Raw genomic sequence first — 20,454 nt, 5'->3', positions numbered from 1 at the left:
AAATTTTTAACAAAACCAATAAATACGAAATCTCGTTATTCACGAGATTTCGTCACCTTAAAAAACGATATTTCGTCAACTGGCACGTCCTTTGGATAACGACCTGAAAGGCCAATCCCGAGAGTTCCACGATGCCCGATCCCAATGCCGCCAGTCAGTTGTTGTTGCAACACATGCAGAGCGCCAGCCTGGTCATCGATCCAATCCACGACCGCATCCTGCATGCCAATCCAGCCTGTTGCGCCCTGCTCGGCTGGCCGCTGGATGAATTGCTCGCACAGCGCGCCAGCCGTCTCTGGGCACATGACCTGGGAGCACTGGTCACCTTCACCGAAGAGGTACAGGTGCGCGGCAATGCCTGGCGTGACGGCCTCGGACTGCTGCATCGCGATGGCGAGCGCCTGGAGGTGGAAATCGAGGGCAGCCGAATGGAGCATGACGGCACCATCCTGCTCGGCCTGCTGATCCAACAGCGCCGCCGCCTCGACGCCCTGCGCGGGCTGGCCGAAGCCGAGCGCTACCAGCGTCAAGGGCTACTCGAATGGCAGGGCGTGGAACGCATCTTCCGCCAGTTCGAGCGGCAGAATCAGTTGATCCTCGGCGCTGCTGGCGAGGGCATCTACGGCGTCAACCGCAATGGCGAGACCACCTTCGTCAACCCGGCGGCCGAGCGCATTCTCGGCTGGCGTGCCGATGACCTGATCGGCCACAACATTCACGACCTGATCCACCACCATCATCCCGACGGCAGCACCTACGACGGCCACACCTGCCCGATCTATGCGGCCTTCAATGACGGCGAAGTGCATCAGGTGGCCGACGAGGTGTTCTGGAACAAGGCCGGCAAGCCAATCCCGGTGGATTACACCAGCACGCCGCTGCGCGACGACGGCGAACTGGTCGGTGCCGTGGTGGTGTTTCGCGACATCAGCGAGCGCCTGGAAACCGAGCGCCGGCTGCGCCAGGCTCTGAGCGAGGTGCAGCAGCTCAAGCAACGCCTGGAACTGGAGAATGCCTACCTGCAGGAGGAAATTCGTGGCGAGTACGCCCAGCACGACCTGGTCGGGCGCAGCGCCGCCATGCAGCAGGTGATCCATCAGATAGAGCTGGTCGCCCCCACCGGCGCCAACGTACTGATCACTGGCGAGTCAGGCACCGGCAAGGAGCTGATCGCCCGCGCCATTCACGACAACAGCGGACGCAGCCGCCGCCCACTGATCCGGGTGAACTGCGCGGCGGTGCCGCGCGAACTGTTCGAGAGCGAGTTCTTCGGCCATATCCGCGGCGCCTTCACCGGCGCGCTGAATGACCGCGTCGGGCGCTTCGAACTGGCCGACGGCGGCACGCTGTTTCTCGACGAGGTCGGCGAAATCCCCCTGGAGCTGCAGAGCAAGCTGCTGCGCGTGCTGCAGGAACAGCAGCTGGAGCGGGTCGGCGACACCCGCACACGCCAGGTCGACGTGCGCGTGATCGCCGCCACCAACCGTGACCTGCGCCAGGAAGTACGCGCCGGCCGCTTCCGCGAAGACCTGTACTTTCGCCTCAACGTCTTCCCCATCGAGTCGGCGCCACTGCGCCAGCGCCCGGAAGACATTCCGCCCCTGGCCCAGCACTTTCTCAGCCGCGCCTGTCGCCAGCTCAACCGCCCCGAGCCCAGCCTGCGCCTGGCCGACATCCAGCGCCTGCAGGCCTATTCCTGGCCGGGCAACATTCGTGAGCTGGAGAACCTGATCGAGCGTGCCGTGATCATTTCGCCCGGCACCCGGCTGCGCCTGGATCTGCCCAACGACAACGGCAACGACGTACCGTCGCAGCCACCGGTCGAACAGGAAATGCGGATTTTCACTCAGGGCGAGCAACGCCGACAGATGCGCGAAAACCTGATCGCGGCGCTAACGGCCTGCGCAGGCAGGATATCGGGGAAGGACGGCGCGGCGCGGTTGCTGGAGCTGAAGCCAACGACCCTCCGCTCACGCCTGGAGAGCTTCGCCATCGACCCACGCGACTACCGACCGGGCAGGTCGCAGCCGCGCAGGTACGAGACGAGTCAGACGCCGAGGTAGTCGAGGATGCCTTCGGCGGCGTTGCGGCCTTCGAAGATCGCCGTCACCACCAGGTCGGAACCACGCACCATGTCGCCACCAGCGAAGATCTTCGGGTTGCTGGTCTGGTGCTTGAACTGCGACTGCTCGGGCGCCACGACGCGGCCCTGGCTGTCGGTCTGGATCTCGAACTGCTCGAACCAGGGCGCCGGGCTCGGACGGAAACCGAAGGCGATCAGCACGGCTTCGGCCGGGATGATCTCCTCGGAGCCCGGGATCGGCTCGGGGCTACGGCGGCCACGGGCGTCCGGCTCGCCGAGACGGGTCTCGACCACCTTGATGCCTTCCACCTTGTCTTCGCCGACGATGGCGATGGGCTGGCGATTGAAGAGGAACTTCACGCCCTCTTCCTTGGCGTTCTTCACTTCCTTGCGCGAGCCGGGCATGTTCTCTTCGTCACGGCGGTAAGCGCAGGTCACGGCCTTGGCGCCCTGACGGATCGAGGTGCGGTTGCAGTCCATCGCGGTGTCGCCACCACCCAGCACCACGACGCGCTTGCCCTTCATGTCGATGAAGTCTTCCGGCGACTTCTCGAAACCCAGGTTGCGATTGACGTTGGCGATGAGGAAGTCCAGCGCGTCGTAGACGCCCGGCAGGTCCTCGCCGGGGAAACCGCCCTTCATGTAGGTGTAGGTGCCCATGCCCATGAACACGGCATCGTACTCATCCAGCAGTTGCTGCATGGTCACGTCCTTGCCGATCTCGGTGTTCAGGCGGAACTCGATGCCCATGCCGGTGAACACTTCACGGCGGCGGCTGAGCACGGTTTTTTCCAGCTTGAACTCGGGGATACCGAAGGTCAGCAGGCCACCGATTTCCGGGTTCTTGTCGAACACCACCGGGGTCACGCCGTTGCGCACCAGTACGTCGGCGCAACCCAGGCCGGCCGGGCCGGCGCCGATCACCGCGACGCGCTTGCCGGTCGGTTTGACCTTGGACATGTCCGGGCGCCAGCCCATGGCGAAGGCGGTGTCGGTGATGTACTTCTCCACCGACCCGATGGTGACCGCGCCGAAGCCGTCATTGAGGGTGCAGGCACCCTCGCACAGACGATCCTGCGGGCACACACGGCCGCAGACTTCCGGCAGGGTGTTGGTCTGGTGCGAGAGCTCAGCGGCAGCCAGGATGTTGCCTTCCGAGACCAGCTTGAGCCAGTTCGGAATGAAGTTGTGCACCGGGCACTTCCACTCGCAATACGGGTTGCCGCAGCCCAGGCAGCGATGCGCCTGGTCTGCAGCTTGCGCCGGCTTGAAGTTGTCGTAGATCTCGACGAATTCCTTCTTGCGCTGACGCAGCAGTTTCTTCTTCGGGTCTTTGCGCCCGACTTCGATGAACTGGAAGTCGTTATTCAGACGTTCAGTCATTGCATTACCTCATCAAACCACTTCAGGCGCATTCTTATTGCGGGTTGGCACGGGTGCTGGACAGCAGCGACTTCAGACTGGCCGCTTTCGGTTTCACCAGCCAGAACTTGCGCAGGTAATCGTCCAGGTTTTCCAGCAGGTTCTGCCCCCACTCGCTGCCGGTCTCTTCGACGTACTCGGCGAGCACGCTTTCCAGGTGGCTGCGGTAGGCCTCCATCGCTTCATTGTTGATGCGTTGGATCTCCACCAGCTCGTGGTTGACGCGATCGTAGAAGCCGTTGTCCAGGTCGAGCACGTAGGCGAAGCCGCCGGTCATGCCCGAGCCGAAGTTGTAGCCGGTCTTGCCCAGTACGCAGACGAAACCGCCGGTCATGTACTCGCAGCAGTGATCGCCAGTACCTTCCACCACGGCATGGGCGCCGGAGTTGCGCACGGCGAAACGCTCACCCGCGGTGCCGGTGGCGAACAGCTTGCCGCCAGTGGCGCCGTACAGGCAGGTGTTGCCGATGATCGCGCTGTCCTCGGTAGCGAACGGGCTGCCAGCCGGAGGGGTGATGACGATCTTGCCTGCGGTCATGCCCTTGCCGACGTAGTCGTTGGCGTCGCCTTCCAGGCGCAGGTGCAGACCACCGGCGTTCCACACGCCGAAGCTCTGCCCGGCAGTGCCCTTGAAGCGGAAGGTGATCGGCGCATCAACCATGCCCTGGTTGCCATGCACGCGGGCGATCTCACCGGAAATGCGCGCACCGATGGAACGGTCGCAGTTGCCGATGTTCAGCTCGAACTCACCACCGGTTTTGTTGGCGATGGCGTCCTTGGCCATTTCCACCATCTTCTCGGCCAGCAGGCCTTCGTCGAACGGCGGGTTCTTCGGCACCTGGCAGAACTGCGGCTTGTCAGCCGGGATATGCGCGCTGGCCAGCAGCGGCGACAGATCCAGGTTGCCCTGCTTGGCGGTTTCACCCGGTAGCACTTCGAGCAGGTCGGTACGCCCGATCAGCTCTTCGAGGCTGCGCACGCCCAGCTTGGCCAGCCACTCGCGGGTTTCCTCGGCGACGTAGGTGAAGAAGTTCATCACCATCTCGACAGTGCCGATGAAGTGATCCTTGCGCAGCTTGTCGTTCTGCGTGGCCACGCCGGTGGCGCAGTTGTTCAGGTGGCAGATGCGCAGGTATTTGCAGCCCAGGGCCACCATCGGCGCGGTACCGAAGCCGAAACTCTCGGCGCCGAGGATGGCTGCCTTGATCACGTCCAGACCGGTTTTCAGACCACCGTCGGTCTGTACCCGCACCTTGCCGCGCAGGTCATTGCCACGCAGGGTCTGGTGGGTTTCGGCCAGGCCCAGTTCCCAGGGCGCGCCGGCATAACGGATGGAAGTCAGCGGCGAGGCGCCAGTACCACCGTCGTACCCGGAAATGGTGATCAGGTCAGCGTAGGCCTTGGCCACGCCAGCGGCGATGGTGCCAACACCGGCTTCTGCCACCAGCTTGACCGACACCAGCGCCTTCGGGTTGACCTGCTTGAGGTCATAGATCAACTGCGCCAGGTCTTCGATGGAGTAGATATCGTGGTGCGGCGGCGGCGAAATCAGGGTCACGCCCGGCACCGCGTAGCGCAGCTTGGCGATCAGACCGTTGACCTTGCCGCCCGGCAATTGGCCGCCCTCACCGGGCTTGGCGCCCTGGGCCACCTTGATCTGCAGTACTTCGGCGTTGACCAGGTATTCTGGGGTCACGCCAAAGCGGCCGGTAGCCACCTGCTTGATCTTCGAGCTCTTGATGGTGCCGTAGCGGGCCGGGTCTTCGCCGCCCTCGCCGGAGTTGGAGCGACCACCCAGGCGGTTCATCGCCTCGGCCAGCGCCTCGTGCGCCTCGGGCGACAGCGCGCCGAGGGAGATACCGGCGGCGTCGAAGCGCTTGAAGATCGACTGCAGCGGCTCGACTTCGTCGAGGCTGATCGGCGTGGCGGACTCCTTGACCTTGAGCAGGTCGCGGATCATCGACACCGGGCGGGTGTCGACCAGCGTCGAGTATTCCTTGTACTTCTCGTAGTTGCCCTGCTGCACGGCCTCTTGCAGCGTGCGTACCACGTCCGGGTTGTAGGCGTGGTATTCGCCGCCATAGACGAACTTGAGCAGGCCGCCCTGCTGGATCGACTTGCGGTTGTTCCAGGCCTCCTGGGACAACAGCTTCTGCTCGCTTTCGATGTCGACGAAACGCGCGCCCTGGATACGGCTGGCCACGCCACGGAAGCACAGTTCGGTGACTTCATCGGCCAGGCCGACCGCCTCGAACAGTTGCGCACCGCGATAGGACGCGACCGTGGAGATACCCATCTTCGACAGGATCTTCAGCAGGCCTTTGGAGATGCCCTTGCGGTAGTACTTGAACACTTCGTACAGATCACCCAGCACTTCACCGGTGCGGATCAGGTCGCCCAGCACTTCGTAAGCCAGGAACGGATACACCGCCGAGGCGCCGAAGCCCAGCAGCACGGCGTAGTGGTGCGGGTCACGCGCGGTGGCGGTTTCTACAAGAATGTTGCAGTCGCAGCGCAGACCTTTCTCGGTCAGGCGGTGATGCACGGCGCCGGTAACCAGCGCGGCATGTGCCGGCAGCTTGCCCGGAGCGATATGGCGATCGGTCAGCACCAACAGCACCTTGCCGGCACGCACGGCTTCCTCGGCCTGGTCGGCCATGTTGCGCACGGCGGCTTCCAGACCCAGCGACTCGTCGTAGTTCATGTCGATGACATGACGGTCGAAACCAGGGCGATCCAGGTTCATCAGCGCGCGCCACTTGGCCGGCGAAATCACCGGGCTGCTGAGGATCACGCGGGTGGCGTGCTCCGGCGACTCGCTGAAGATGTTGCGCTCGGCGCCCAGGCAGATTTCCAGGGACATCACGATGGCTTCGCGCAACGGATCGATCGGCGGGTTGGTGACCTGCGCGAACTGCTGGCGGAAGTAGTCGTACGGCGAACGCACGCGCTGGCTGAGCACCGCCATCGGCGTGTCATCGCCCATGGAGCCGACGGCTTCCTGGCCCTGCTCACCGAGCGGACGCAGCACCTGGTCACGCTCCTCGAAGGTGACCTGGAACATCTTCATGTACTGCTTGAGCTGATCCGGGTCGTAGAAGGCCGAACCATGGTCACGGTCTTCCAGCGTCGCCTTGATGCGCTGGGCATGCTTGCGCAGCCACAGCTTGTAGGGGTGGCGCGACTTCAGGCGGCTGTCGATGGACTCGGTGTCCAGCACCTGGCCGGTTTCGGTGTCGACGGCGAGGATCTGCCCCGGGCCGACACGGCCCTTGGCGATGACGTCTTCGGGCTGGTAGTCCCACACGCCGATTTCCGACGCCAGGGTGATGTAGCCGTTCTTGGTGGTGACCCAACGCGCCGGGCGCAGACCGTTACGGTCGAGCAGGCATACGGCATGGCGACCATCGGTCAGTACCACGCCGGCCGGGCCGTCCCAGGGCTCCATGTGCATGGAGTTGTATTCGTAGAACGCGCGCAGGTCGGCGTCCATGGTCTCGACGTTCTGCCAGGCCGGCGGAATGATCATGCGCAGGCCACGGAACAGATCGATGCCACCGGTGACCATCAGCTCGAGCATGTTGTCCATGCTCGAGGAGTCGGAGCCGACGCGGTTGACCAACGGGCCTAACTCGTCGAGATCAGGGATCAGCTCGTTGGCGAATTTGGTGCGACGGGCCTGCGCCCAGTTGCGGTTGCCAGTGATGGTGTTGATCTCGCCGTTGTGCGCGAGATAGCGGAAGGGCTGCGCCAGCGGCCACTTCGGCAGGGTGTTGGTGGAGAAGCGCTGGTGGAAAACCGCGATGGCGGTCTGCAGGCGCTCGTCACCCAGATCCGGGTAGAACTGCTGCAGGTCCGCCGGCATCATCAGGCCTTTGTAGATGATGGTCTTGTGCGAAAAGCTGCAGATGTAGTGATCGCTGTCGTCGGCATTGGCCACCGAGGAACGACGGCGGGCGCTGAACAGCTTGATGGCGAATTCCTGGTCGGACAGGCCATCACCACCGATGAACACCTGCTCGATCTGCGGCAGGCGCTCCAGCGCCAGCCTACCGAGCACACTGGTGTCGATTGGCACCTTGCGCCAGCCCACCAGTTGCAGGCCGGCAGCCTGAATTTCACGGTTCATGTTCTCGCGCGCAGTCTCGGCCTTGGCCGAATCCTGATTGAAGAACACCATGCCCACGGCATATTGCGCAGGCAGTTCGACGCCGAATTGCTCCTGGGCGATGGCGCGCAGGAATTGATCGGGCTTCTGGATCAGCAGGCCACAGCCATCACCGGTCTTGCCGTCGGCGTTGATACCACCGCGGTGAGTCATGCAGGTGAGGGCCTCAATAGCGGTATTAAGCAGGTGATGACTAGGCTCACCTTGCATATGGGCGATCAAGCCGAAGCCGCAGTTATCCTTGAACTCATCAGGACGGTACAAACCTGCTTTCATAGGGGAAACTCTCACCAGGCTGCCTAGACCTCAGGCAAATTACTTTCTAATTCAATTACTTAAACCCGAAAAGCGGGCACGGGCCAGCTTTGCACAGGCAAAAGGGAGGTCATTGTACATATCCACCCATGGCGTCACAAATTTTCGTGACGAGGGGGTGAATATTTATGTCGCAAAAACGAAGGATAAGACCGCAAGGTCGTGCTAACGACCAAGCAGTCATCTTGGGACAGAGCGCTTAGCGGCTCATTTCCTGCTGGATGCTACCCAGGGTACGAGGCCAGGGCTTGCCCGCCTGCAGCTTGGCAGGCAAGGTTTTCACGGCTGCCTGAGCAGCATCGCGACTGGAGAAGCTACCATAGGTCAGCACGTACAGCGGCTGCCCCTGGTGGACTTTCTTGAAGTAACGGTATTCGCTGCCACCCTCACGCACCAGCGCCTGAATATTGGCCTCCGAACGCGACCCGACCACCTGCAAGGCATAGCGGGACGCCGGCTGCTGCGCGTACCAGTTGGTCGCCACCCCACCTGAGGCCACAGCCGGAGCCGGCGCGGGAGCCGGAGTCGCTGACTTCGGCGTAACAGGCTCAGGCTGCTTGGCAGGTGCAGGTGCAGGTGCAGGTGCAGGTGCAGGTGCAGGTGCAGGTGCAGGTGCAGGTGCAGGTGCAGGTGCAGGTGCAGGTGCAGGTGCAGGTGCAGGTGCAGGTGCAGGTGCAGGTGCAGGTGCAGGTGCAGGTGCAGGTGCAGGTGCAGCAGTGATTGGAGCCGAAGGCGGAATGACTGTCGAGGGCTCAGGCGACGCTGGCGGCTCAAAGTTATCCAGTTCTTCACCCGCCGCCTCAGCCAGAGGCTGACGAATAACGGCTTGCGATTCCCCCACAAGCGGCAATGGCAGCGGCTGACTGGCGCCTGCGAATTCAATGGCTGGCGCGCGACTTTCCGCAGCAGGCGCTTGCGCCGGCTCTTCAGCTTCTACAGGCGGCGTGGAGGACTGCAAAGGTAGCGACGTGTTGCTAGCCACCGGCGCCGGCGGGGCGGACTCGCGCCCCTGCATGAACCAGGCAGCGGCAACACCTACCAGCACGACGGCCAGCGCCAACAGATGCTTTTTCGGCAGGGCAAAACCGCCGCCCGTACCACGACCAGCCGAGCGCTGCGCGAGCATCTGCTCGACCAGCAGTTCACGCGCCTCTTGATTGATTGCTCCGGGCCACCCCTGAGCACGAACATGAATGTCCTCGATCTGCTCTTCGCTCAACAGATCGATACTCTGACCGGCCCCGTCGAGCCGCTGCGCCAAATAGTCTCGCGTCTCTTCTTCGGCGTAAGGCTGAAGCTCGATCGCGTGATAACACTCCTCGCCACCTGCCAGCGCCTCCAAGCGCGCCAACAGATCCTGCTCGGCAAACAGAAAGATATGTGGGCGCCCTTCGGCATTTCCCGCAGCAAGCGCCAAGACGCCCTTCAATGCCGCGTCATCCAGCTGATGAGCATCGTCGACCAGCAGATAGACCTCCTGCCCGGTCAACGCCAACTGCGCTACCTGCGCCAGAATCGAACGCACATCAGCCTGAGCAATGGACAGCCCCTGAGCGACCTGGCGCAGCAGCGCCTCGCTACCGGTGACGCCCTGCGCAACGACAATGCTCTGCACCGCCTGCTTGTTGGTACTGGCCACCAATGCCTGACGCAGCAGCGTCTTACCACTACCTTCGGGCCCGACCACTGCGAGCAACAGCTGACTGTAACGTGCAAGGTGATGCAATTGCCCCAACACTGGCTTGCGCTGCGCCGGGAAGAACTTGAAGCCAGGTACGCGCGGCGCAAAGGGGTCGTGACTGAACTGGTAATGCGCCAGGAAAGCTTCGTCAGCATGCAAACTGGTCATGGATCACTCTTCAAGAGTTGGACGACAGAGCCAGCGCTGCGTAATCGCTACGCAGCGTGGCGTCGAGAATTTCACGCGGGTAGTCAGCAGTCACTACAGCCTCACCCAATCGCTTGAGCAACACGAGACGCAGCTGACCATCGAGCACCTTCTTGTCCACTGCCATATGCTCGAGGAACTGCGCAGGCGTCATATCCTGCGGCGGCACCACTGGCAGCCCGGCAGCCTGCAACAGACGTACACCTCGGTCTCGATCCGCCGCCGACAGCCAGCCCAGGCGATAGGACATTTCCAGCGCCATCACCGTTCCAGCGGCAACGGCCTCGCCATGCAGCCACACGCCATACCCCTGCTCGGTCTCGATGGCATGCCCAAAGGTGTGGCCGAGATTGAGAGTGGCACGCACTCCCGACTCACGCTCGTCCGCAGCGACGACACGCGCCTTGGCCGCACAGGATCGCTCGATAGCTTCGGTAAGCGCCTGCTGATCAAGCGCACGCAAGGCCGGCATATTCTGCTCCAGCCATACCAGGAAGGGCTCATCGCAGATCAGGCCATACTTGATGACCTCGGCAAGGCCAGCCGACAATTCGCGAACGGGCAAAGTGTTCAGACTGCTCGTATCGATCAGAACGGCCTTGGGCTGATAGAAGGCACCCACCATGTTCTTGCCCAGTGGATGATTGATGCCTGTCTTGCCGCCCACCGACGAATCGACCTGAGATAGCAGGGTCGTCGGGACCTGGATGAAATCGACGCCACGCTGATAACAGGCCGCAGCAAAGCCCGCCATATCACCGATAACACCGCCACCAAGCGCCACGACAGTGGTGCGGCGATCATGTCGAGCGCTCAGCAGTCCATCGAAGATCAGTTGCAAGGTTTCCCAATTCTTGAACGCCTCACCATCGGGCAGCACCACGGAGGTGACGCTGTAGCCCTCGAGCACCTGCAGCAGCGTTTGCAGATACAGCGGCGCGACGGTGTCATTGGTCACGATCGCCACCTGCCGACCAGCTATGTGCTGAGTGAGCAGTTCAGGTCGGGACAGCAGCCCCTGACCGATATAAATGGGATAGCTGCGTTCAGCGAGATCGACATGAAGAGTCTGCATGAGGCCCCCAGGATAAAAAGGCCACTAGGATAGCGCAGTTCGCCCCGCGCTTTAACGGGGCGACAAGGCTTCCAGACGCGACAGAATTTCCTGAACCACCATACGCGGCGGACGCTCATCCGTCTCGATGATGATATCGGCAACCTCTCGGTACAGGGGATCACGCATGGCCATCAGATCACTGAGCACCTGAGCTGGATTGGCCGTGCGCAACAGCGGACGGTTTCTATCCCGCGACGTGCGGTCGATCTGCTGATCCACCGAGGTATGCAGGTAGACGACACGCCCGCCAGCATGCAGTGCCTGCCGGTTTTCCGCGCGCATGACTGCACCACCACCGGTAGCCAGCACAAGGCCGTCCTGCTTCGACAGCTCGGCGATCACCGCCCGCTCCCGCTCACGAAAGCCCTGCTCACCCTCGACATCGAAGATCCAGGGTATATCAGCACCGGTGCGCTGCTCGATCTCCTTGTCGGAGTCTTTGAAAGACAAACGCAGTTCTTTGGCAAGCAAACGCCCGATGGTGCTCTTTCCAGCTCCCATCGGGCCCACGAGGATTACATTCCGCACTTAGGTCATCGGTTCACGGCAATGGCTTGGTTGTTCATGATGCGCGGAGTGAGGAATACAAGCAATTCCGCCTTTCTGTCCTGAACCAGATCACGCTTGAACACCCGACCGATAAAAGGGAGATCTCCCAGGAAGGGCACCTTGTCCACTGACTTGGACTGGGTGTTGGAATACACACCACCGATGACGATCGTCTCACCATCAGCCACAAGAACCTTGGCATTGACTTCGTTCTTGCTGATGGCGGGGATGCCACCCGTTGAAGATGCCACAGAGAAGTCAGGAGCATCCTTGGTAACCTTCACCTCCATGAGAACGCGATTGTCGGGCGTGATTTGCGGCGTCACCTCGAGTGATAGCGCAGCCTCTTTGAAAGAAGTGCTGGTTGCACCGCTCGAACTCGCCTCCTGATAAGGCACTTCGGTGCCTTTGAGGATCTTCGCGGTTTCCTTATCGGACGTCACGACCTTCGGCTGTGAAACAACCTCACCAGAACCAGACTTCTCCATCGCACTCAACTGCAGGTCCAAGACAGTGTTATTCGTAATGAAGCCAATACCAATACCCGAGGTGCTTCCGTTCACACCCATATCAACGAAAGGTGTGTTGAAAGGAACATCGATCTGCTGAACACCATCGGTCTCTTCGCCAAGTTCGAGATTACCGTTCTTACCCCAGGCATTCCAATTGCCAGAACCGATGTTCCCACCCCAGCGAACACCAAGCGACTTGTCGTAATCGACATTCGCCTCGACGATACGTGCCTCGATCATTACTTGGCGTACCGGAATATCCAACTGGGTGACAATACGACGCAATTCGTCGATACGCTCCTGAGTCAGGGTTACGATGAGACTATTGGTACGGTCATCGAAAATCACCGAGCCCCGCATATCATCCTTCAGCGCACCGGAAGAACCCTCTTCGTAGAGTTTGGCAATGTCGGATGCCTTCGCGTAGTTCAACTGAATGATGTCTTTACGCAGCGGCGCAAGCTCGGCAACTTGCTTCTGCACGGCCAACTCCTGCTGTTCACGAGCAGCAATCTCATCTGCCGGGGCGACCATCAGAACGTTACCGACCTTGCGCTGATCGAGCCCCTTGGTCTTGAGCACCAGATCCAAGGCCTGGTCCCAAGGCACGTTCTGCAGACGCAAGGTGATATTGCCGCGAACCGTATCACTGGCAACCAAGTTCAGATCCGTGAAATCGGCGATCAACTGCAGGACCGAACGCACATCAATGTCCTGGAAGTTCAGAGAAAGCTTTTCACCTGTGTAGGTGAAGCGATCAGCCTTACGGCGAACGGCATCCTCTTCCGTAAGAGGCTTGACGCTGACCGTCAGCTTGTTGTCCGCCTGAAACACCAGATAATCATAAAGCCCGGCTGGCTCCACCACGATACTCGCACGATCAGCGGAGGAACTGGCATTGACGAACTGAACCGGCGTAGCGAAATCCTTTACATCTAGCCGCACACGCAGTGACTCGGGCAATTGAGTCTTGGGAAAGTCGATTCGGATCTTCCCTCCCTGCTCTTGAACATCTGGACTGATCTTGGGATCCGACAAGGAGATAACTATATTCCCCTCACCTTGCTCGCCACGCTGGAAGTCGATGTCACTCACAGAACGAACACCAGCCATAGCGCGAGCAGCCGGTGCCGATACGACAGGAGCAGGGCTTGCAACCGGCACAGAGCTGACACTTGGCGAAGAAGATACTGGCCCATCTCCGACAACCACGAACAGCGTATTGCCGTCAACGCGAGTCGTATACGGTGCCAGATTAGTCAGATTAACAATAAGGCGGGTGCGATCCTTGGCTTCAACTACGGTCAGGCTACGCGCGTTGCCCATGCCTATTTCACGATTCTTGCTACCCAGACGATTGGATACACCCGGCAAGTCGAGCGCAATACGTGCAGGCTGCTCGATAGTATAGCCTCGAGGCGCTGGAATAGGCTCATCGAAGGTTAATTTCAACTCGACCCGGTCTCCTGGCAGAGCTGCGACATCCAAGCCGTTCAAGCTTGCTGCGAGCAGGGCAGGAGACATTAAAAAGGCCGCAACAGAAAGACCGAATCGCGAGAACGAGTTGTTCATTAAATACTTCCGTTGTGCAGACTGAAAATTATTTTTCATATTTGTTCCCGCCTGTTAAGAGCGCTCTTTGAGCGTTAGGCTTCGCGGCCTTTCAAGCCAACCCTGATCACCATCCGGCACTATTTCTATTACGTCGATCTTGGCCTCATCCACGGACACCACACGCCCATGATTTCGCCCCAAATAGTCACCAACCTTGACCCGGTGAACCCCACCAGCCCCACCCACAAGCGCGAAAAAACCACTATCGTTCGAAAGCGTCCCCACCATTTCGAAGACTTCGATATTAAAGCCTTCCAGAAATTGCTTGACTCTGGTCTCGTCAGGGCGAACTTCCGGAGCGCCCTTGACGCGACTGACAGTGTCAATTTTGACTGGCGGCTGAAAAGGGCTTCGCAGAGAAGCAGCACCATAGGTAAAGGCTTCATAGGGAGGAACCTTAGGCAACGGCTCAATGGCTCCCTTAGGCCTGGAACGCACTTCCTCCATGAACGCCTGGAGATCAGAGAAGTCGCTGCCACTGCAACCGATCAACCCTGTAGATAAACAAGTCAAAAACAGCAATTTAAACGCTTTCATTTCTCCAGCCCCTTATCGTTATAACGATAAGTCTTTGCAAGAACAGTCATCCGCAAAGTAGAAGACGAACCATCTTTTTCAACCGGCTTAATTTCAAAGTCATGCAGGGTCACAATACGAGGAAGACTCGCCACACCACTGACAAAGGTAGCCAGGTCATGATAACCACCGACCACCGCCATCTGGATCGGCAACTCGATATAGAACTGCTGCGTTACCTCTGGAAGCAGTTTGATCTCCTCAAATTCCAACCCGCTACCGAGCCCGGTACGTGTAATATCTTCCAGCAAGCCAGGTACTTCAGTATCGCTGGGTAACTGACTCAATAAGGCACCGAAAGAAACCTCCATCTCCTTCATCTGCTCCTTGTAGGCTTCAAGATTCGCCGCCTGAGACGCCTTGATCGAGAACTGCTGTTTCAAGCTCTCCTCTTCAGAAGTAACACGCTCAAGGCCAGCCTGAAGATCACTCAGATGAAAGTAATAACCGGCACCAAGTACTGCCACGAAAAACAGGGCAAAGACAACCGCCTTCACGGCACCGGGCCAGGAACCTATATTATTAAAATCAAGATCACTCAGATCAAATTGGCGCAGACTTTCAATGGATTCGGCCAGACTCATTTTTTATTACCCTCGACTGCCTCGGCTGCAGGTTGAGTCTGCTGGACGCTCAATTGGAAAACATTGGCCTGATCCAGTGCTCCCGCCGTTGTCGCCTTGACCTGAGTTAGATTGGGCGCGCTCAACCACTCAGAGGCATCCAAATTACGCATCAGATTGGAAACTCGGTTGTTAGACTCTGCAGCACCCAGAATATCGATCTTCGCCCCAACCATCTTCACATTGGAAAAATACACGCCATCCGGCAAAGTTCTCACCAGCTGATCGAAAACGCGCCCGATAATAGGGCGATTCCCCTGCAGGTCTTGAATAATTTTCATACGTTCCAGTAGTTGCTGACGGCGAGTTTTCAACTCACTGATTTCCTTGATACGAGCATCAAGGACCGCAATTTCTTTCCTTATGAATTCATTGCGGGCATTTTGCTGATCGATTGCCCCGCTGAGCAATTGATCGCCCAGAAAAACAACGCCAGCAGCCACAACAAGGACACCGACAAGGCTTACCAGAAACCGCTGCTTGCGCTCCTCGCGCAGCTGTTCACGCCAGGGAAGTAGGTTAATCCGCGCCATCAGTCGAAACTCCTCATCGCCAGACCACAGGCAATCATCAGTGCCGGCGCATCACTGGCCAGCGCACCGGCGTTGACCTTGCTGCTCAGCGCCATATCGGCAAAGGGATTGGCCACTAGCGTCTGCGTACCAATCTTCTGCTGGATCAACCGATCGAGATCAGGAATGGACGCGGTGCCGCCAGCCAGGAGGATGTAGTCAACATCATTGAATTGCCCGGCGGCGAAGAAGAACTGCAGCGAGCGCGAAACCTGCTGAACGACAGCTTCTTTGAACGGTTGCAAAACCTCACTGTCGTAGTCATCTGGAAGACCACCTTGCTTCTTGGCAAGCCCAGCTTCCTCGACCGACAGGCCGTAGCGGCGCTGGATTTCCTCGGTCAGCTGCTTGCCCCCGAAAAGCTGCTCGCGGGTGTAGATGGTGCGGCCATTATGCAGAACACTGAGCGTGGTCATCGTCGCGCCAATATCCACCACCGCGACGGTCAACTCATCGTGACCGCCGCCCAGTTGCGCCTCCAGCAAACCGTAAGCGCGTTCGAGGGCATACGCCTCGACATCGACCACTTTCGCGGTAAGTCCTGCGAGCGCAAGGGCAGCCTCGCGGACCTCCACGTTCTCCTTACGGCATGCAGCCAGCAGCACCTCGACCCGCTCGGGGTTGCGCGGCGCCGGCCCCTGCACTTCGAAATCGATGGCGACTTCTTCCAGCGGGTAGGGAATGTACTGATCGGCCTCGATCTTTAGCTGGTTTTCCAAGTCGTCCTCGGAAAGACCTGCTTCCATTTCGATGGTCTTGGTGATGACAGCCGAACCCGCCACAGCAACTGCAGCCGTCTTGACGCCGCTCTTGGCCTTGGCCAATACGCGAGAGAGCGCCTGACCGACCCCCTCCAGCTCGGCGATGTTCTTCTCGACCACTGCGTTAGGTGGAAGCGGCTCGACTGAATAAGCCTCTACTTTGTAGCGGCTTCCCGAGCGACTCAGTTCGAGGAGCTTGACCGAAGTCGAGCTGATATCGATCCCCAGCAGCGTATTCGCTTTCTTAGTGAAGAGCCCTAGCACGACCGTTTTCCTATTGGCATCCGCGACTTACGGACTATTTATGTTTTTCCACATTAAATATCAGTCTTGACAGAAGCGCAAATGGCTCCCCGGGAAAAAAAACGCTTATAATGTGATCAGCTTTTCCCTTTTAGCCTCGACTCCTGCTTAACTCATTCTTTTACTTGGAATTCCGAACATTTTGATACGCCTGCTGAAGTTCATCTGGTGGTCTTGCGTTGCCGTTTTTTGTGGGCTGTTGCTCAGTTTCAGCGGCGCGTTTCTTTATCTTAGCCCGACCCTTCCGTCCGTCGAGTCGCTGCGCCAGGTACAGCTGCAGATTCCTCTGCGCGTCTACAGCAGCGATGCCAAGCTGATCGCCGAGTTCGGCGAGATGCGCCGTTCGCCCATTCGCTTCGACGAAATCCCCAAGGAATTCATCAGCGCCCTGCTGGCAGCCGAAGACGATAATTTCGCCAATCATTATGGCGTCGATGTGACCAGCCTGATGCGCGCTGCCACGCAATTATTGAAAAGCGGCCAGATTCAGAGCGGTGGCAGCACCATCACCATGCAGGTAGCGAAGAACTTCTTCCTCACCAGCGAGCGCAGTTTCTCGCGCAAGGCCACCGAAATTCTCCTGGCCTTGCAGATCGAGCGCGAACTGAGCAAAGACGAGATCCTCGAGCTCTACGTCAACAAGATCTACCTCGGCCACCGCGCCTACGGCATCGAAGCTGCTGCACAGGTGTACTACGGCAAATCGATCCGTGACCTGAACTTGGCGCAAATGGCGATGATCGCCGGCCTGCCGAAAGCACCGTCGCGCTACAACCCGCTGGTCAATCCGACCCGCGCCAAGGAGCGCCGCGACTGGATTCTCGGCCGCCTGTATCGCCTGGGCCGTATCGATCAGGCCAGCTACGAGCAAGCCCTGGCCGAAGAAGTCGACGCGCGCTATCACGTACCTGCTCCCGAACTGAGCGCGCCTTATATAGCCGAGATGGCGCGTGCGGAGATGGTCGGTCGCTATGGCAGCGAGGCTTACACCGAAGGTTTCAACGTCACCACCACCGTGCCCAGCCAATTGCAGGAAGTGGCCAACACCGCCCTGCGTGACGGACTGATCGCCTATGACCAGCGCCACGGCTATCGCGGTCCTGAGAGTCGCCTGCCGGGCATGACCCGCGAAACCTGGCTGGCCGAGCTGGCCAAGTACCGCAGCATCGGCGGCCTGGAGCCTGCCGTGGTTACCCAGGTCGAGAAAAGCGGCATTCTGGTACTGACCCGTAACGGCGAAGAACAAGCGGTGTCGTGGGACAGCATGAAATGGGCACGTCCTTTCCTCAACACCAACAGCCTCGGACCGCGGCCGCAGCAGCCTGGCGATGTCACCCAGATCGGCGATATCGTTCGCGTGCAGCGCCAGGAGGATGGCAGCCTGCGTTTCACCCAAGTCCCCGCTGCGCAGAGCGCGTTGGTTTCCCTCGACCCATACAGCGGCGCCATTCAGTCACTGGTCGGTGGATTCTCGTTCGATCAGAGCAACTACAACCGCGCCGTGCAGGCCAAGCGCCAGCCGGGTTCGAGCTTCAAGCCCTTCATCTATAGCGCGGCTCTCGATAGCGGCTACACTGCAGCGACGCTGGTCAACGATGCGCCAATCATCCTCTCCGACGACTACCTGTCACAGAAGTGGCGTCCGAAGAACGACAACAACACCTTCCTCGGCCCGATTCGCATGCGCGAAGCGTTGTACAAGTCGCGCAACCTGGTTTCCATCCGCCTGCTGCAGGACATGGGCATCGACCGTAGCTTGCGCTATATCGAGCGCTTCGGCTTCGCCCCGCAGGATCTGCCACGCAACCTGTCACTGGCACTCGGCACTGCCAGCCTGACCCCCATGGAAATAGCTGAGGGCTGGGCCGTCTTCGCCAATGGCGGTTACAAGATCGAGCCGTACCTGATCGAACGAATCGATGACCGCAACGGCAAGCCGCTGTTCCGCGCCAATCCGGCCCGCGTGCCAGGCAGCGCACCGACCGAGGAGAACGCCAACCTCACCGTCAACGCAACTGATGAGTTGCCGTTGGAGGAGCCCAAGGTCGCCGAACAGATCATCGACGAGCGCACCGCCTACATCATGACCAGCATGCTGCAGGACGTGATCAAGCGCGGTACCGGCCGCCGTGCTCTCGCCCTTGGCCGCAATGACCTGGCAGGCAAGACCGGCACCACCAACGAGTCCAAGGACAGCTGGTTCTCAGGCTACAACGCCGATTACGTCACCACCGTCTGGGCCGGCTTCGACCAGCCGGAGAGCCTGGGCCGCCATGAGTACGGCGGCACTGTCGCGCTGCCGATCTGGATGAACTACATGGGCGCAGTACTCAAGGATCGCCCCAACCATCTGCCCAAGGAACCCAAGGGGCTACTGACGCTGCGCGTCGACCCAATCAGTGGCCGCGCTGCCGCACCCGGCACACCGGACGCCTATTTCGAACTGTTCAAGAGTGAAGACTCGCCCCCTCCGATGAGCGAGTTCGAACCTGGCATGGGCGTGCCTGGCAGCCCGCTACCGGCCGACGAGATGGCGCCGATCGACTTGTTCTAGGATAAGGCTCACACGACAGTAAGCGTCGCCCTGAGCCGAATCATCGACAATAAAAAACCCGCCGAAGCGGGTTTTTTATTGCCAGGCCGATCAGCCGTTGAACACTTCATCCACCGACTTGAGCGGATAGTGCTTCGGATAGGGCAGAGTCGCCACGCCGGATTCGATGGCAGCCTTGGCCACTGCATCGCAAACCACGGTGATCAGACGCTGGTCCATTGGCTTCGGAATGATGTACTCACGACCGAACGACAGCTCGATACCGCCGTAGGCGTCGCAGACTTCCTGCGGTACCGGCAACTTGGCCAGATCACGCAGCGCCAGCGCTGCGGCGATCTTCATCTCTTCGTTGATGCGGGTGGCGCGCACGTCCAGAGCACCGCGGAAGATGAAGGGGAAACCCAGCACATTGTTAACCTGGTTCGGATAGTCCGAACGACCGGTGGCCATGATCACGTCGTTGCGCGTCTCGTGCGCCAGCTCCGGTTTGATTTCCGGATCCGGGTTGGAGCAGGCGAAGACGATCGGGTTGGCCGCCATACGCTGGAGATCTTCCGGGCTCAGCAGGTTGGCGCCGGACAGACCGACGAATACGTCCGCGCCGTCGAGCGCATCGGACAGGGTGCGACGATCGGTTTCGTGAGCAAATACCGCCTTGTACTGGTTCAGATCATCGCGGCCAGCGTGAATCACGCCCTTGCGATCGATCATGAAGATGTTCTCGACCTTGGCGCCCATGCTCACCAGCAGCTTCATGCAGGAGATGGCGGCAGCACCGGCACCCAGGCAGACGATCTTCGCCTCTTCCAGGGTCTTGCCGGCGATTTCCAGGGCGTTGAGCATGCCGGCAGCGGTAACGATCGCAGTGCCGTGCTGGTCATCGTGGAATACCGGAATGTCGCACTGCTCGATCAGTGCGCGCTCGATCTCGAAGCACTCGGGGGCCTTGATATCTTCCAAGTTGATGCCGCCGAAGGTGATGGAGATGCGCTTGACGGTGTCGATGAAAGCCTGCGGGCTTTCCGAATCGACTTCGATATCGAATACATCGATACCGGCGAAACGCTTGAACAGCACGCCTTTACCTTCCATCACCGGCTTGGAGGCCAGGGGGCCGAGGTTACCCAGGCCGAGGATGGCGGTGCCATCGGAAATAACGGCTACCAGGTTGCCTTTACCGGTGTAACGGTAGGCCAGCTCGGCGTCACGAGCGATTTCGCGAACCGGCTCAGCGACACCCGGGCTGTAGGCCAGCGACAGGTCGCGGGCAGTAGCGGTGGCTTTGGTCAACTCGACGCTCAGCTTACCGGGGCGGGGCTGGGCGTGATATTCGAGAGCGGCAGTTTTTAGATCTGACATAGTGGCATTTCCGCTTTTGTTGGCTGTTGAACGGGCAG

13 protein-coding genes are annotated in these 20,454 nt (G+C 59.8%); 2 read left to right on the top strand and 11 right to left on the bottom strand.

Annotated elements, in window-relative coordinates; genetic code table 11:
* The first annotated feature begins 131 nt into the window (after positions 1 to 131).
* The gene (locus JWV26_RS13405; RefSeq protein WP_206417054.1) at positions 132 to 2,063 is read left to right on the top strand and encodes a sigma-54-dependent Fis family transcriptional regulator; all 1,932 of its coding nucleotides are present in this window, start codon (positions 132 to 134) and stop codon (positions 2,061 to 2,063) included.
* Here the strand turns inward: JWV26_RS13405 and JWV26_RS13400 are convergent.
* From JWV26_RS13400 to JWV26_RS13355, 10 genes are all read right to left on the bottom strand, one after another.
* Entirely contained in the window at positions 2,048 to 3,466 is a 1,419-nt protein-coding gene (locus JWV26_RS13400) for an FAD-dependent oxidoreductase (RefSeq protein WP_017678548.1), read from the bottom strand. The genes JWV26_RS13405 and JWV26_RS13400 overlap by 16 nt on opposite strands.
* A 34-nt stretch (positions 3,467 to 3,500) precedes the next feature.
* Positions 3,501 to 7,949: a glutamate synthase large subunit gene (gene gltB, locus JWV26_RS13395; RefSeq protein WP_093048288.1), complete on the bottom strand. Its 4,449-nt coding sequence runs from the start codon at positions 7,947 to 7,949 to the stop codon at positions 3,501 to 3,503.
* Between the two features lie 238 nt (positions 7,950 to 8,187).
* Complete coding sequence (locus tag JWV26_RS13390; RefSeq protein WP_206417053.1) at positions 8,188 to 9,837, bottom strand: AAA family ATPase; 1,650 nt, start codon at positions 9,835 to 9,837, stop codon at positions 8,188 to 8,190.
* Between the two features lie 10 nt (positions 9,838 to 9,847).
* Entirely contained in the window at positions 9,848 to 10,951 is a 1,104-nt protein-coding gene (gene aroB, locus JWV26_RS13385) for a 3-dehydroquinate synthase (protein ID WP_072423358.1), read from the bottom strand.
* Between the two features lie 51 nt (positions 10,952 to 11,002).
* The gene (gene aroK / locus JWV26_RS13380) at positions 11,003 to 11,521 is read right to left on the bottom strand and encodes a shikimate kinase AroK (protein ID WP_206417052.1); all 519 of its coding nucleotides are present in this window, start codon (positions 11,519 to 11,521) and stop codon (positions 11,003 to 11,005) included.
* Positions 11,522 to 11,526: 5 nt separating this feature from the next.
* Positions 11,527 to 13,626, bottom strand: coding sequence for a type IV pilus secretin PilQ (locus JWV26_RS13375; RefSeq protein WP_196457961.1), 2,100 nt, complete (start codon positions 13,624 to 13,626; stop codon positions 11,527 to 11,529).
* Between the two features lie 54 nt (positions 13,627 to 13,680).
* A complete protein-coding gene (gene pilP, locus JWV26_RS13370; RefSeq protein ID WP_196457600.1) occupies positions 13,681 to 14,205 on the bottom strand; it encodes a type 4a pilus biogenesis lipoprotein PilP in 525 nt (174 codons plus the stop codon).
* Positions 14,202 to 14,828, bottom strand: coding sequence for a type 4a pilus biogenesis protein PilO (pilO, locus tag JWV26_RS13365; RefSeq protein ID WP_196457603.1), 627 nt, complete (start codon positions 14,826 to 14,828; stop codon positions 14,202 to 14,204). Before pilO ends, pilP begins: the two co-directional genes overlap by 4 nt.
* Positions 14,825 to 15,400, bottom strand: coding sequence for a PilN domain-containing protein (locus JWV26_RS13360; protein ID WP_206417051.1), 576 nt, complete (start codon positions 15,398 to 15,400; stop codon positions 14,825 to 14,827). The genes pilO and JWV26_RS13360 overlap by 4 nt, the downstream gene beginning before the upstream one ends.
* Positions 15,400 to 16,464, bottom strand: a complete 1,065-nt coding sequence (locus JWV26_RS13355) for a pilus assembly protein PilM (protein WP_017678539.1) — start codon at positions 16,462 to 16,464, stop codon at positions 15,400 to 15,402. Before JWV26_RS13355 ends, JWV26_RS13360 begins: the two co-directional genes overlap by 1 nt.
* 181 nt (positions 16,465 to 16,645) lie before the next feature.
* Here JWV26_RS13355 and JWV26_RS13350 point away from each other — a divergent pair, with 181 nt between their 5' ends.
* Positions 16,646 to 19,057 carry a penicillin-binding protein 1A gene (locus tag JWV26_RS13350; protein ID WP_196457609.1) on the top strand — a complete coding sequence of 804 codons (2,412 nt, stop codon included), beginning with the start codon at positions 16,646 to 16,648 and terminating at the stop codon, positions 19,055 to 19,057.
* A gap of 90 nt (positions 19,058 to 19,147) precedes the next feature.
* Here the strand turns inward: JWV26_RS13350 and JWV26_RS13345 are convergent, their stop codons facing one another.
* Positions 19,148 to 20,416 (bottom strand): malic enzyme-like NAD(P)-binding protein, encoded by a 1,269-nt coding sequence (locus JWV26_RS13345; protein WP_017678537.1) that lies wholly within the window; start codon positions 20,414 to 20,416, stop codon positions 19,148 to 19,150.
* Positions 20,417 to 20,454: the final 38 nt, after the last annotated feature.

The organism is Ectopseudomonas toyotomiensis (assembly GCF_017167985.1).
GTDB lineage: Bacteria > Pseudomonadota > Gammaproteobacteria > Pseudomonadales > Pseudomonadaceae > Aquipseudomonas > Aquipseudomonas toyotomiensis.
Note: the sequence above shows the minus strand (reverse complement) of the source record. Positions and strands in the feature narration are given on the sequence as shown.